The organism is Mycolicibacterium peregrinum, from assembly GCF_001665625.1.
Classification (GTDB): domain Bacteria; phylum Actinomycetota; class Actinomycetes; order Mycobacteriales; family Mycobacteriaceae; genus Mycobacterium; species Mycobacterium peregrinum_B.
Genome location: NZ_LZSY01000032.1, coordinates 12,864 through 26,484 on the forward strand (window position 1 = coordinate 12,864; position 13,621 = coordinate 26,484).

The 13,621-nt window shown below is 66.7% G+C and carries 13 protein-coding genes; 5 read left to right on the top strand and 8 right to left on the bottom strand.

Going from position 1 to position 13,621, the window contains the following annotated elements:
- Positions 1-4: 4 nt before the first annotated feature.
- From A5779_RS05130 to A5779_RS05145, 4 genes are read right to left on the bottom strand one after another with little or no spacing between them, the layout of a single operon-like run.
- Positions 5-271 carry a cytochrome C oxidase subunit IV family protein gene (locus A5779_RS05130; protein ID WP_064879680.1) on the bottom strand — a complete coding sequence of 89 codons (267 nt, stop codon included), beginning with the start codon at positions 269-271 and terminating at the stop codon, positions 5-7.
- A 2-nt stretch (positions 272-273) separates the two neighbouring features.
- Complete coding sequence (locus A5779_RS05135) at positions 274-792, bottom strand: cytochrome c oxidase subunit 3 (RefSeq protein WP_236734655.1); 519 nt, start codon at positions 790-792, stop codon at positions 274-276.
- Positions 793-838: 46 nt separating this feature from the next.
- On the bottom strand, positions 839-1,510 hold the full coding sequence (locus A5779_RS05140) for a hypothetical protein (protein ID WP_234789915.1): 672 nt from the start codon (positions 1,508-1,510) through the stop codon (positions 839-841).
- A gap of 44 nt (positions 1,511-1,554) precedes the next feature.
- Entirely contained in the window at positions 1,555-2,313 is a 759-nt protein-coding gene (locus A5779_RS05145; RefSeq protein ID WP_064879682.1) for a hypothetical protein, read from the bottom strand.
- Positions 2,314-2,434: 121 nt separating this feature from the next.
- Here A5779_RS05145 and A5779_RS05150 point away from each other — a divergent pair, with 121 nt between their 5' ends.
- Positions 2,435-3,046 (top strand): TetR/AcrR family transcriptional regulator, encoded by a 612-nt coding sequence (locus A5779_RS05150; protein ID WP_064879630.1) that lies wholly within the window; start codon positions 2,435-2,437, stop codon positions 3,044-3,046.
- A 45-nt stretch (positions 3,047-3,091) separates the two neighbouring features.
- Positions 3,092-4,306, top strand: a complete 1,215-nt coding sequence (locus A5779_RS05155; protein WP_064879632.1) for an acyl-CoA dehydrogenase family protein — start codon at positions 3,092-3,094, stop codon at positions 4,304-4,306.
- Here A5779_RS05155 and A5779_RS05160 read toward each other — a convergent pair.
- Together A5779_RS05160 and A5779_RS05165 are read right to left on the bottom strand one after the other, a co-directional pair.
- Entirely contained in the window at positions 4,303-6,936 is a 2,634-nt protein-coding gene (locus tag A5779_RS05160) for an AAA family ATPase (RefSeq protein WP_064879634.1), read from the bottom strand. The genes A5779_RS05155 and A5779_RS05160 overlap by 4 nt on opposite strands.
- The gene (locus A5779_RS05165; protein WP_064879636.1) at positions 6,933-8,084 is read right to left on the bottom strand and encodes a metallophosphoesterase family protein; all 1,152 of its coding nucleotides are present in this window, start codon (positions 8,082-8,084) and stop codon (positions 6,933-6,935) included. The genes A5779_RS05160 and A5779_RS05165 overlap by 4 nt, the downstream gene beginning before the upstream one ends.
- 115 nt (positions 8,085-8,199) lie before the next feature.
- On the opposite strand from A5779_RS05165, the gene A5779_RS05170 reads away from it, so the two are divergent.
- Positions 8,200-8,721: a SixA phosphatase family protein gene (locus A5779_RS05170; RefSeq protein ID WP_207549029.1), complete on the top strand. Its 522-nt coding sequence runs from the start codon at positions 8,200-8,202 to the stop codon at positions 8,719-8,721.
- Here A5779_RS05170 and A5779_RS05175 read toward each other — a convergent pair.
- Both A5779_RS05175 and A5779_RS05180 read right to left on the bottom strand, forming a co-directional pair.
- Positions 8,718-9,263: a DUF3558 domain-containing protein gene (locus A5779_RS05175; protein WP_064879638.1), complete on the bottom strand. Its 546-nt coding sequence runs from the start codon at positions 9,261-9,263 to the stop codon at positions 8,718-8,720. The genes A5779_RS05170 and A5779_RS05175 overlap by 4 nt on opposite strands.
- Positions 9,263-9,856, bottom strand: coding sequence for a DUF3558 domain-containing protein (locus A5779_RS05180; protein ID WP_082941536.1), 594 nt, complete (start codon positions 9,854-9,856; stop codon positions 9,263-9,265). The genes A5779_RS05175 and A5779_RS05180 overlap by 1 nt, the downstream gene beginning before the upstream one ends.
- A 114-nt stretch (positions 9,857-9,970) precedes the next feature.
- Here A5779_RS05180 and A5779_RS05185 point away from each other — a divergent pair, with 114 nt between their 5' ends.
- Together A5779_RS05185 and A5779_RS05190 are read left to right on the top strand one after the other, a co-directional pair.
- The gene (locus A5779_RS05185) at positions 9,971-11,716 is read left to right on the top strand and encodes an ABC transporter ATP-binding protein (RefSeq protein WP_064879640.1); all 1,746 of its coding nucleotides are present in this window, start codon (positions 9,971-9,973) and stop codon (positions 11,714-11,716) included.
- Positions 11,713-13,605, top strand: coding sequence for an ABC transporter ATP-binding protein (locus A5779_RS05190; protein ID WP_064879642.1), 1,893 nt, complete (start codon positions 11,713-11,715; stop codon positions 13,603-13,605). The genes A5779_RS05185 and A5779_RS05190 overlap by 4 nt, the downstream gene beginning before the upstream one ends.
- Positions 13,606-13,621: the final 16 nt, after the last annotated feature.

Consider the following 13,621-nt stretch of genomic DNA (forward strand, 5'->3'; position numbering starts at 1 on the left):
ATGCTCACATCAGATAGATGGTGAAAATCGCTCCGAACAGCACCACCAGCCACCCGTCCGTGGCGAGTTTGAGCCACCTCGGCGCGGTCCGGACCTCCATGAACTGCCGGATGATCAAACGGGACTTGATCAGCGTCAACGCAAGCACCAGCGCGGTGATCGGCACGCTGGCCCGCAACGCGTCCGAATACTGCGCCGGTGCCAACCACCAGGATCCGACGGTGATGGCGACCAGCACCAGCCACGTCTGAGTCACAGCCTTGTCGGTCATCATCACCTCACCACGTACAGCAGGCCGAAGATGATCACCCAGAGCAGGTCGACCATGTGCCAGTAGACCGCGCTCGCCTCCACGACCGATGCGCGACGACGGGACGGATTGCGCAATTCCCGCACGATCACGCCCAACACGATGAGCCCGATCAGGACGTGGATCAGGTGCACACCCGTCAGCACGTAGTAGAACGAGTAGAACATCTCGGAATTGGTGTGCCCGTTCCGGATCTTGACGACCCATTCATAACCCTTGCAGGCCATGAACATCAGACCGCCGACACCTCCGGCGTAGGTGAGCCGGATCGCCGTTTCGTGCCGCCCGGCGCGGGCGGCCAGCACCGCACGGGCCACCAACCAGGAACTGGTCAGCAGGATCACGGTGTTGGCCACACCGATCGTGATGTCGAGATGCTGTTGGGCCCGCAGGAATTCGTCCGGATACATGGTGCGGTAGATCATGAAGACGATGAAGTAGCCACCGAAGATGACCAGGTCACCGAGCACCATCACCCACATGTGCCCGTCGCCGGGCAGGTGCTCCGACGCGGCCTGTGGTCGCGAATCAGTCTGCGTCACTGCATGTTTCCTCACGCTTGAGCGCCTGCCGGAGCAGCACGATCAGGGCAGACAGCCAGACGGAGAAGACCACCACCGCCCACCAGAAGGCGATTGATCCGTTCCAGGCGAACGGCCCTGACTCGAACACGAACATCTGGGTGGCGATCACCTCGGTGATGATCTGCCAGATGGTCACATAGGCGAACCACGCCGGGAAGATCTGGTTCTTGTCGTAGAGGATCGCAATCGCGAACACCAGGTAGGCCGCCGTGAAACACCCCAATGATCCGTTGTAGGAAAGCATTCCGAGGTCATAGAGCAGGCTGATCAGTTCCGGGTCACGGTCCGGCCGAAACGCCGCCGTGAGAAAGCACACCGATACCAACAAGAACCCGGGCAGCGCGCCGACGCCCATGCCGCCGATGTAGCCGTAGGCGAACACCGACCCCACCGACATGCGCTTGATCTGGTAGGCGACCAATCCGTTGGTCATCGCCGCCCCGCCGAGCAGGATCAGCAGCAGACAGAAGCCGATCTTGATGGTCAGACCGTGCTCGACGAAGAACGCCACCTTGTCGGCAGCGGTGACATCGGGGCGCGGCGGCGGCGTCACTCGGGTCAGGATGCAGATGATGACACCGAAGGCGCCGTACCAGAGCGGGAAGAACCAGGTCATCAGCCGCACGTCGGGTCTGCCCGGCGGCGCCTCGGTCTGAACTGTCACGCCCGCACCCGAGCTTCCACGACCCCGTCTTGAACAGCCTGGCTGAGTACCGCGCGGCGCAGCACGAAGAACATCACGATGACGAAGACCGCGAACGCACCGTTGCGCAACCAGAAGGCCAGCACACCGTCCCACGCCAGCGGCCCGGTGTGGAAAACCGCAGCACCCGCCGCCGGGATCATCGCCACCGCGGTGGCCAGCGAGTAGTGCCCGACCCAGCGCGGAAACACCGGTTCGGGCCCGTTGTCGAAGTAGACCGCCACCGCCAGCAAGACGAACTGCGACACCACCATGCCCACCGGAGCGACCAGCACGATCCAGGCCAGGTCGTTGAGCAGCATGATCAGTTCGGGATTGCGGTCCGGGCGAAACGCCGCCACCAGGAAGAACACGTTGGACAGCGCGAAGATCGTGGCACCGCTGACCGCAGCAGTCAGGTAGCAGTAGGCGAACACATGGCTCTGGGTCTTCATCCGCTTCATCTGAACGACGATCACCATGAAGAACGGCAGGATCAGGATCCCGCACAGGTTGAACGTCACCTGGCTGAACCGGATCCACGCGGTGTGGTCGGCATAGAAACCGGCAACCTGCTGCGCGCTCCAGGTGGGCGACATGGGTGGCCAGAAGCCGGGGAAGGCCAGCGCCGCCACCAGCAGGACCGCACCGACTGCCGGTCCGGTCCACAGGCTCACCCACTGGGCCTTGATGTTCCCGGCTTTCGGCAGGTCTTGAACCTGCTCCAGGATCTGCACGCCGACCTCCAAATACTGACTTCAGTCAGATCAACTATTACTCGAAACCGTAGCGGCTCCACGGTTCAAAGGAAAGACCAGAACTGAGTACAGTCAGTTATTACTGCCGTAGCATGAGGCCGTGCTCCACGCCACTCCCCGCAGCCGCAAGGGCCAGCAGACCCGCGAACGGTTACTCGGGGCCGCGATCGCCGAGTTCAAGCGCGGGGGCATGGCCGCTGCCGACACCGCAGCAATCGCATCCGCCGCGGGCGTCGCCCACGGCACCTTCTTCTTCCACTTCCCCACCAAGGAACACGTCCTGGTGGAGCTGGAACAGCGCGAGGAAGCCCGGATGGCCGCCGAGCTCATCCGGCGCTTCGCCGCACCGCACGATGTGCGCGCCACCCTCACCGAATCCGTGCGCATGCTGGAGAAGTTGGAGCGGCGGCTGGGCCGTCCGCTGTTCAAAGATTTTCTGGCGCTGCATTTTTCCACGACCCGCCCGCCCTCGGAGGAATGGGAACACCATCCCGTGCTGGTCGCATTGATCGAAGAGCTCCAGCGCGCCAGGGACGCCGGCGAGATCCCCGACACGGTAGACGTGTTGCACAACGGCGCATCGTTTTTCGCCGGGCTCTACGCACTGCTGATCACCATTCCCGACACCCCCGAGGTGCGGGTCCAAGTGATCGACGAATACCTGACCACCTATCTCTACGGAATGCGGGTGAGGGGCTTAGGTTCGGGCTGATCCAAACACGTGCCCAGCGATAGCCGGTCCGGATACAACGGTGCCATGACCACCGTCGAGAACGTGACCCACCTCCGGCCCGGAACCCCGGAATGGGATGACCTGCTGGCCTCGATCGCCTCAGGCGCCAAGGACCGCGACCTGAATGACGAGAACCCTTTCGATCAGGTCGCGGCGCTCAAGCGGGCCGGGTTCGGCACACTGCGCCTGCCCGAGTCCCTCGGCGGCTCAGGATTCACTGTGCCGCAGCTCTTTTCCGCGGTGATCGACGTGGCCAAGGCCGACCCGATCGTCGCTCACATCTTCCGGACCCACTTCTGGTTCACCGAGGAGCGCCTACGCAATGCCGAGGATCCGGTGTCGGCGCACTGGCTGGGCAAGATCGCCGAAGGCAAGATCTTCGGTAACGCATTCAGCGAGAAGGGCTCATTGGCCGTGGGCAGCCTCGTGTTCAACACCCGGCTGCTGGCCGACGGGGCCGGCACCTACCGGCTCACCGGCGAAAAGTACTACAGCACCGGCACCCTGTTCTCGGACTACCTGACCGTGACCGCCACCACCGACCACGACTCGGTGGCCAACGTCCTGGTGCCGACCGACCGCGAAGGCGTACGGCTCGTCGATGACTGGGACGGCTTCGGCCAGCGCCGCACCGGAACCGGCACCACGACGTTCACCGATGTCACGGTCGCTGCCGACGAGATCCTCTCCGATACCCCGTATGACGCCGACCCGGTCCCGACCGTGCAGTACGCCTCACTGCAGTTGTTCATCCACGCGGTGGTCGCCGGAATCCTGGCCAATGTCGTCGACGACGGCGTGGCGCTGCTGCGCTCCCGCGAGCGCAACTTCAGCCATGCCGTCACCGAACGACCCACCGACGATCCCCTGCTGCAGCGGCAACTCGGAGTCTTGGCCAGCACGGCCTACGTCGCGAGGGCCGCCGTGCTGGACGCGGCGGCAGCGATCGGCGCGGCGACGGATTCTGCCGTCGACGGGGTGCCCGACCTTCGGCTCGCGGCGGAAGCCCAGCTCAAGGTCGCCAAAGTGAAAGTGCACCTCGACGACGTCGCACCCGAGGCCGCCACCCGACTGCTGGAACTCGGTGGGGCCAGTGCGGCCTCACGGCAGCGCAACCTGGACCGGCACTGGCGAAACATCCGGACCATCACCCTGCACAACCCGGTGGCCTACAAGGCTCGGGTGATCGGCCAGAACCTGTTGCACGGCACGCCCGTTCCGTCCAACGCCTACTTCTAGGCCGTCAAGGCGATGTGGTGCGCGCCCTGGATGCTCGCGTAACGCTCCGGGCTGCAGGTGAGCACGATGACCTGCCCGTCTCCGCCGACGGCGTCGAATACCGCTCCCATCTTGGTCAGCCGGTCCGGATCGGTGAATCCGAGGGCGTCGTCGATGACCACGGGCACACTGTCCTCCTTGGCCACCATCGCCGCGCCGGCCAGCCGCGCGACAATGGCCAGCTGCTCCTTGGCGCCGCCCGACAGCGATTCGTAGGGCACCGTGCGCCCGGACAACGTGCGGGTCCGGATGTTGAGGTCGCTGTCGACGTCGACCTCGAAATCCTCACCGAAGACGAGCCGGCCCAGCCGCTGCACCTCGAGACGGAACGGATCGGCGTAGCGCTGACGGGTGGCATCGCGGTGGCGCGCCATCACCGTCCGCAGCGTCTCGGCCGCCCGGGCCCGGCGGTGCACCCGGAGGTACTCGGCGTGGGCGTGCTCGCGTTCGGTCTCGGCAGCATCGAGATGCCCTTTGCGCCCCTGGGTGCCGTAGACCCTGAGTTGCGCAGCCAACTCCCGCAGCGCATCAGCGGCCGCCCCGTGGCGAGCATCCAGGGCCGCCGCGCGACGGACCGCCTCGTCGAGGGCGGCCTTCACAGAATCCGGTGCGGTGGCCGACAATTCGGTACGCAGCGCGGTCGCGTGGCCTGCTGTGGCGGTGGCCTCCTCCTCGGTGGCCTGAGCCTTGACCGCCAACTCATCGTCGCCGGCCTGCGCACGCTGGACCTCCAACCGGCCACCGGCCACGGTCAGCTCGGCCTGCGCCGTGGTGAGCTTCTCGCGCAGCACGCTGCAGCGGGTCGACTTCTCCGTGAGCTTCTGGGCCGCCGCGGCGATCACCTTGCGGCTGGTCTCACTGTCGGCCACGGCCTGGCGGTGCGCCTTCACCGCGGTATCGAGTTCAGTGCGGGCGGTGGCGATATCGGTGGGCCCGGCCAGCTCGAACAACGCGGCCTCGTCGGGCTGCCCGGCACTCAGCTGCGCCAGACGGGCCCGCAGATCCGCCAACTGGTCATCACCCGTGAGCGCTTCTACGGTGGCGCGCAACCGATCCCGGCTGCCGACCAGTTCCCGACGCCGGGCATCGAGGGCCCGCGCGGCTTCCACGCCGTCGACCCCGGCCTCGGCCAGCGCAGCCGTCAACACGTTCTGCGCCTCGTCGAGACGGGCCTGTGTCTGCGCGGCCGGCGTGCCCGGCACCACACGGACGGTGAGCACACCGGGCACGGCGATCTCGGTCTCGGCGGTGGTGTTGACCGACCAGGGACTACCGGCCTCCAGAGCGACCCCGGCTGTGCCCACTCGGACATCGAGGTTCTCGACGGCGACGAGTTCGATTCGCGCCGAAGCCAGTTCGGCCTGCCCTGCAGCACGTTCCACCGCGACCGCGGCGGCCTCGATGGCCCGCATCCCCGCGTCGTCGAGCGTGATCCCGGTCAGGTCGCGGTTGATCCGGTCGAGTTCACGCACGCCGGCGTCGATCTTGCTCAGCCTGGCGGCCAACCGGTCGGCCTCGTCGCGGTCGGTCATCTGCGTGAGGGTGGCGCGGGCGGCCTCAACCCTGGCTTCGTGCTCCTGGGCTGCCAGCCGAGCCTGTTCGGCCACGGCCTCGGCGGCCTCGTGAACCTCACGGGCGGTGGTGGACTCACCGTCGGCCACACCGAGCGCGGCCTGCAGTTCGGTGATCGTGGTGGCCCGCTCGTCGAGGTCGGCGCGCAGCCGTCGGCGTTCGGTGAGGGCCGCGGCCGCGGCGGCCTGCGCCACCCGGGCGGCCTCGGCCACCACGTCCGCCTCTTTGAGCCGTTGCACCAGTACGGCGACCGCCTCGGCGTCCTTGCGCGCCGCAACCAGGGCGGCGTGGGCCACTTCGCGCTCACCGGCCAGTCCGGTGACCTCGGCACTGAGCTCGGCATGCCGGCGCACGGCGTCGTCGACCTCGGCCACCGCCGCGGCACATTGCGCCATCTCGCCTTCGGCAGCAGCCAGCCGCTTGGTCACCGCCGCCCACTCACCGGTGGGCCGGCCGGTGGCGGTGAAGTAGCGCAGATACTCCGCGTCGATGCGTTCGACCAGCAGCGGCTCGTCCCCGGAGAGCGCGACCGCCTCACCGGCGGCCACGTCCAGGGCCCGGGCCAGCGCGTCCGAGCCCGAGAGGTCGACCGGTGCGGTCGAGCTGGATTGCAGGACCCGCTGGGCCTGCCACAGGCTGGTGTCCACCGTCTCCGCGAGCATTGTCAGCACCCGCTCGTGCGCCTCGTCCCCGCTGAGCTGCTCGCGTACCGGCGCCAGCACTGTCAGCTGGGTCTCGGCACGCTTGTGAAAGCGCTTGCGATACATGAAACGGTAAGGGCCGGTAGATATTTCGGCCATCACCTCGGCGCCGACGTCGGCATGCGTCGGCTTGACCTGCTTCACTTCCTTCTTGCCCGAGCGGTCTTTGGCCTCGAGCAGCAGATCCAGTGCCTCGATCATCGAGGACTTGCCGATCTCGTTGGCGCCGCTGACGACCACCACACCGTGATCGGGGAATTCGATCTCGCGGTGGGTGACGCCGCGGTAGTTGGTCAGGACCAGGCGGTGCAGTTTCATGCCGCACTCCCCCGGTCGACCAGGCGCAGCAGGAGCCCGAGCGCCGCCCTGGCGTCGTCGGCCCCGGCTCCTTCGGTACGGGCGGTGGCCACCAACTCGTCCACGGCGGCCGCCGCGAAACCACCGATACCCAGGTCGTCGAATTCGCCGTCGGCAGGCAATACTGCGATCTCGGTGTGCCGCTCCCACTCGGTGAGCGCGGCGAACAACCGGGCGTACTTGTCGAGACAGGCGTCGAGTGCCGCCTTGTCGGTCACGGTCAGTGAGCCCGTCAACGCCAGACGCACCACGGTGCGTTCCTTGTCCGCCAACAGATCCAGGTTCAGATCCAGGTCGGCCACGTCGCGGTCGGTGTCCACCTCACGGCGCAGGGTGACGAAGCGCCACCGGCCCACCCGTTCGGACTCCACCCGTACCGGCCGGTGCGGAGCGGTCTCGTCGATGTCGACCACCAGGACATGCCCCGGATCCGATTCGATGTCGTCGTAGTTGGTCACTTCGGGTGAACCCGAGTACCAGACCCGGCCCGTCGAACCGACCTCGGTGCGGGAGTGCTTGTCCCCCAACGCCACATAGTGCACGGCACCGCGCGCCAACGCGGACTCGACGGCGGCCAGCCGGATCAGCGACGGCTTGTCCTTGTCCGGATCGAGGATGTCGACGCCGCCGTGACCCACCACAACCCGGGTGACGCCGTCGGCGGGGAGATCGGCCAGCACGTCCCCGATCAGATCTGAGGTGGGCACCTTGGACCGCCACGGCGCCGCGACGATCTCCAGCCCCTGGCGCACCTCGTGCACGCCGGCGCGATCGAGCACCACGACGTTGTCGGGGCATTCGGCGGTGAACAGCGCACTGGTGTAGACCGACGCGGCGTCGAGTGGATCGTGGTTGCCCGGCAGCAGATAGACCGGCACCCCGATACCGCGCATGGCTTCCAGCGACAGGCTGACCTCGCGCGGGGCCAATTGGTTGTGCTCGAACACGTCACCGGACACCACGACGAACTCCGCACCCGAGGCCGCGGCGACCGGGCCGAGGGCCGCGACGGCCTCCCGGCGCGACGCCGAGTAACGGGGCTGGGCCTCACCGTTCAGGAAATGACGGGTCATGCCGAGTTGCCAGTCGGCGGTATGCAGAAAACGCATCGGCCCCGTCCTCTCTGTGTTGACCCCGGTGGGTTCATCTTCCGAGCAAGGCGAGTGTAGGACTGGCGGCCGACAAGTCCGGGGACCTACGACGGCATGGCCTAACCTCGTTGGAATGGCCGATTCGATCAGTCCGATCAGAACCCTGCTGCTGATGCGCCACGCCAAGTCGGACTATCCCGACGGGGTCGCCGACCACGACCGCCCGTTGGCGGCGCGCGGGATCAGAGAGGCCGGGCTGGCCGGGGACTGGATCCGGGCCAACTTCGCCGCGGTGGACGCGGTGCTGTGCTCGACAGCCACCCGGACCCGTCAGACCTTGGAACGCACCGGCATCGAAGCCCCCGTGCAATACGCCGAACGCATCTACGACGCGAGGCCGGGCACCGTCATCGACGAGATCAACGGTGTCGCGTCACGTTTCGGTACCGAGCCTTCGACTGTTCTGGTGATCGGGCACGAGCCGGCCATGTCCGCCGTTGCCCTGGGCCTGGCAGACGGCTCCAACCGCACTGCGGCGGAGAGCATTTCGCTGAAGTTCCCGACATCGGCCATCGCGGTGCTGCGAACCGGAGACCCCTGGGACCAGCTCGCGCTCGGCGGCGCGACACTGGTGCGCTTCCACGTACCCCGCTAGGAGTTGGTGGCCAGCGTCAATTCCATCAGCTTGATGGCCATCGGGCAGGCATCGATCCCGGGCGCCTGCGGATTGACCCACCAGCCGACCACGCCGGCCGCGTCACTGGCGACACCGCACGCCCCGTTGAGCCCGTTGGGCTTCATTACGATCGAATCGACACCGGCGATCCGCCGCTGCTCGATCGCGTACTGCAGCTTCTCGGCCGTTTGACGCTCGTTGTCCAGGCTGCCCTGCTCGTACCAGAACCGGGTGATGTCGACCAGGCCGGCCGGGTTGGCCGCCTGCCAGCGGCACACCGCGCCGACGAAGGTGCTCTGGATGTCGAGCGGGTCAGCACCCACCGTCTTGGCCAGGATGTCCGTGGTCAGGACGTCGCATTCCTTGAGCAGGTTGGGATACGTCTTCTCGGACTTGTTGTTACTGGGGCCGCCACTGGACCCTTCCTTGGCCGCGGCGCCGTCCACGGTGCGCGTGCACCCGGTCAGCCCGGCGAACACTGCCAGCACCGCGAACGCTCCGGCAACCCCACGTCGCGTCATCATTTGGAATTCACAATCGACTGGCGGGTCAGCTCCTTGGCGACCTCGCACGGATCGGGATAGGGCTTCTGGTCGAAGCTCACGGACCACTCGATGAAATCGTCGTCGAACTGGATGCCGATCTCACACAGGTTGACGTCGCCGGCCTTGAGCGGGTTCTCCCCGACTGCGATGAAACCGCCGTGACCCTCGATGTTGATGTCCTCCACGCTGGTCCGCGACAGCTCCTCGGTCTTGCGTTCGCGCCCGATGGGGCTGCCCCGGAACCAGGTGAAGGAGAAGTGCGGCCCCAGGATGCTGCCGCCCTGCAGCCATTGACAGCCCGACGAATTCGTCGCGGTGTTGACCAGTCCCTGCACCTGGGTCAACTCGGTCACCGTCTGATCGCTCACGCCGCCGCAGTGCGGGAAGTGCGGGCCGTGGCTGCCTGTGCCACCGGCACTCTGCGTCTCGGTCTGAGGAACCTCCGGGGACGCGGGCTCGTCGGTCGAGCACCCGGCGAACACCGGGACCATTGCCGCAGCCAATACCGCCAAGGCTCTGGCATTGCGGAGTAGTGGCTTGGTGGCCGTGCGGGCAGTCACGCCATGCACTGTAGCTGCAACACCTATGCCCCATAGCGACACACCGACTGACCTGGACTTTCGGCAACCGGACACGGAGGCGGTCGCACACGACCGACAGCGGCGGTGTGCAAGAGTAGCCAGATGCTCTGGGCGCTGCTGCGACGGTACGTGCGGCCGTACCGGCGGCTGCTCGCCATCGTCGCGGCACTGCAGGTGATCAGCACCCTGGCGTCGCTCTATCTGCCGACGGTCAACGCCGCGATCATCGACGACGGCGTGGCCAAGGGCGACACCCGGCGCATCGTCGAACTCGGCGGGGTGATGCTCGGTGTCACCGGTCTGCAGGTGGCATGCGCGATCGGCGCGGTGTTCTTCGGATCGCGCGCGGCCATGAGTTTCGGCCGCGACCTGCGTTCGGCGATCTTTCACCACGTCACCACGTTCTCGGCCGAGGAGACTGCCCGCTTCGGCGCCCCGTCGCTGCTGACGCGCACCACCAACGACGTCGGCCAGATCCAGCAGCTGCTGCAGATGACCGCCACCATCCTGATCACCGCGCCGATCATGTCGATCGGCGGAATCCTGATGGCGTTGCACCAGGACGCCGGACTGTCGTGGCTGTTGCTGGTCAGTGTTCCGGTGATGGCACTGGCGAACTTCTGGATCATCAGACACCTGTGGCCGATCTTCCGTCGCATGCAGAAGGTGATCGACGGCGTCAACCGGGTGATGCGCGATCAGCTGTCCGGCATCCGGGTGATCCGCGCGTTTGCGCGCGAACCCTTCGAGCAGCACCGCTTCGCCGATGCTAACCAGTCCCTGTCGACCACCGCGCTGGAGGCCGGTCGGTGGCAGGCGCTGATGCTGCCCGCCACCACCCTGGTGATCAACATCTCCAGCGTCGCGCTGATCTGGTTCGGCGGACTGCGCATCGACTCCGGCCACATGCAGGTGGGCTCACTGATCGCGTTCCTGGCCTACTTCATGCAGATTCTGATGGCCGTGTTGATGGCGACCGTCCTGGCAGTGATGCTTCCGCGCGCCTCGGTCTGCGCCGAGCGTGTCAGCGGTGTACTGGACACCCGGCCTCAGATCACCAGCCCACCCGACCCGGTCCGACCGGTGTCCATAGCCGGCGAGATCGAGTTCCACGACGCGTCATTCAGCTATCCCGGCGCCGATCGCCCAGTGCTGCAGCAGGTCTCGATGCGCGTGGAGCGCGGAACCACCACCGCTGTCGTCGGATCCACCGGATCCGGCAAATCCACCCTGCTGGCCCTGATCTGCCGGTTCTACGACGTCACCTCGGGCGCGGTACGCGTCGACGGCGTCGACGTGCGTGAACTGGACCTCGAACAGCTGTGGTCGTCGATCGGCCTGGTCCCCCAACGCGGCTATCTGTTCTCCGGAACCATCGCCGAGAATCTGCGCTACGGCGCTGCGCCGGGACAGGAACTCACCGACGAACAGATGTGGGAGGCGCTGCGGATCGCGGCGGCCGACGACTTCGTGGCGGCCCACCCCGAGGGGCTGGACCGCTTGGTGGCGCAGGGCGGCATCAATTTCTCGGGCGGGCAGCGCCAACGGCTGGCGATCGCACGTGCGGTGATCCGCAGGCCCGCGATCTACCTGTTCGACGATGCGCTGTCAGCCCTCGATGTGCACACCGATGCCCGGGTACGCACCGCGCTGCGCGAAGTGTCGGCCGACGCCACCGTGGTCATCGTGTCGCAACGGATCTCGACGGTGATCGAGGCCGACCAGGTTGTCGTGGTGGAGGACGGCCGTATCGTCGGCATCGGTACGCACGAGTCGTTGCTGACCGACTGTCCCACCTACGCCGAGTTCGCGGCGTCGCAGGCCATCACTGCCGGAGATCCGCGATGACCGGGCACGTGCTGCGCCGCTCGGGGACGCCTGTCGCACCGGTCGCGCGCACCCGAGACTTCCGCGGATCGGCCCTTCGGCTGCTCAGGCGCCTGTTGCCACAACGTGGCCTGGCGATCTCGGTGGTGTTGCTCGGAATGGGTGGTATCGCGATCGGCGTGATCGGCCCCCGGATTCTCGGGCACGCGACCGATCTGCTGTTCAACGGTGTGATCGGGCGCGGACTACCCGCGGGCCTGACCAAGGAGCAGGCCGTAGCGGCCGCCCGGGCCCGCGGTGATACGACGTTCGCCGACCTGCTGTCGGGAATGAACGTGGTTCCCGGCCACGGGGTGGACTTTGCCGCGGTGGCCCGCACCCTGGCCCTGGCGCTGGGCCTGTATCTGCTTGCCGCGGTGCTGGTCTGGCTGCAGGCGCAGTTGCTCAACGTCACGGTGCAGCGCACCATGGTGGCGCTGCGGGCCGACGTCGAGGACAAGCTGTACCGACTTCCACTGTCCTACTTCGATTCCCGGCAGCGTGGCGAGGTGCTCAGCCGGGTTACCAACGACATCGACAACATGCAGAGCTCGGTGGCGATGACCGTCAGCCAACTGTTGACGTCGGTGCTGACCGTGTTCGCGGTGCTGGTGATGATGCTGACCATCTCGCCACTGCTGACCCTGCTCACCGTCGTCACCGTGCCGCTGGCGCTGTGGGCCATCCGCTGGATCACCCGTCGGTCGCAGCCCTTGTTCGTGGCGCAGTGGCGCAACACCGGCCGGCTCGCGGCGCACATCGAGGAGACCTACAGCGGTTTCACGATCGTCAAGACCTTCGGGCACCGGGAGGCCGCCCAGCGGAAGTTCGACGAACTCAACGACGAGGTCTACCGGTCCAGCATCGGGGCGCAGTTCTTCTCTGGACTCGTCGGCCCCACGACGATGTTCATCGGCAACCTCAGCTACGTGGCCGTCGCCGTGGTGGGTGGGTTACAGGTGGCGACCGGACAGATCACGCTGGGCAGCATCCAGGCATTCATCCAGTACGTGCGGCAGTTCAACCAACCGCTGGGCCAGGTGGCCGGGATGTACAACACGCTGCAGTCCGGAATCGCCAGCGCTGAACGGGTCTTCGAGCTGCTCGACGCCGACGAGCAGTCCTCCGAGCCGGCCACTGACCTCGAGATCCACAGCGGCCGGGTCGAATTCGAGCAGGTGAACTTCGGCTACCTACCGGACACCCCGGTGATCGAAGACCTCTCTCTGGTGGCCGAGCCTGGTTGTACCGTGGCGATCGTCGGCCCCACCGGCGCGGGCAAGACCACCTGCGTGAACCTGCTGATGAGGTTCTACGACGTCGATTCCGGCCGGATCCTGATCGACGGTGTCGACATCTCGACGGTGAGCCGGCAATCGCTTCGGTCCTCGATCGGCATGGTGCTGCAGGACACCTGGCTGTTCGGCGGCACCATCTACGACAACATCGCCTACGGCCGGCCCGACGCGTCCGAGGACGAGGTGATCGAGGCGGCCAGGGCGGCATACGTGGACCGGTTCGTGCACACCCTGCCGAACGGGTACGACACCCGGGTCGACGATGACGGCGGTGCCATCAGCGCCGGTGAGAAGCAGCTGATCACGATCGCCCGTGCGGTGCTGGCCCGGCCGAAGGTGCTGGTGCTCGACGAGGCCACCAGCGCGGTGGACACCCGCACCGAACTCCTGATCCAGCAGGCGATGGCCGAATTGCGCCGGGACCGGACGTGTTTCATCATCGCCCACCGGCTTTCGACCATCCGGGATGCCGACCTGATCCTGGTGATGGACGCCGGCCGGATCATCGAGCGCGGCACCCACGAGGAACTCATGTCGCGGCATGGTCGGTACTGGGAGATGACGCAGGTTTAGCAACGCAACTCCATTA

Excerpts from the sequence above, each read along its gene's own strand:
- A5779_RS05130 (WP_064879680.1), bottom strand. The coding sequence starts at position 271 with ATGACCGACAAGGCTGTGACTCAGACGTGGCTGGTGCTGGTCGCCATC.
- A5779_RS05135 (WP_236734655.1), bottom strand. The coding sequence starts at position 792 with ATGTGGGTGATGGTGCTCGGTGACCTGGTCATCTTCGGTGGCTACTTC.
- A5779_RS05140 (WP_234789915.1), bottom strand. The coding sequence starts at position 1,510 with ATGACCTGGTTCTTCCCGCTCTGGTACGGCGCCTTCGGTGTCATCATC.
- A5779_RS05155 (WP_064879632.1), top strand. The coding sequence starts at position 3,092 with ATGACCACCGTCGAGAACGTGACCCACCTCCGGCCCGGAACCCCGGAA.
- A5779_RS05160 (WP_064879634.1), bottom strand. The coding sequence starts at position 6,936 with ATGAAACTGCACCGCCTGGTCCTGACCAACTACCGCGGCGTCACCCAC.
- A5779_RS05165 (WP_064879636.1), bottom strand. The coding sequence starts at position 8,084 with ATGCGTTTTCTGCATACCGCCGACTGGCAACTCGGCATGACCCGTCAT.
- A5779_RS05170 (WP_207549029.1), top strand. The coding sequence starts at position 8,200 with ATGGCCGATTCGATCAGTCCGATCAGAACCCTGCTGCTGATGCGCCAC.
- A5779_RS05175 (WP_064879638.1), bottom strand. The coding sequence starts at position 9,263 with ATGACGCGACGTGGGGTTGCCGGAGCGTTCGCGGTGCTGGCAGTGTTC.
- A5779_RS05185 (WP_064879640.1), top strand. The coding sequence starts at position 9,971 with ATGCTCTGGGCGCTGCTGCGACGGTACGTGCGGCCGTACCGGCGGCTG.
- A5779_RS05190 (WP_064879642.1), top strand. The coding sequence starts at position 11,713 with ATGACCGGGCACGTGCTGCGCCGCTCGGGGACGCCTGTCGCACCGGTC.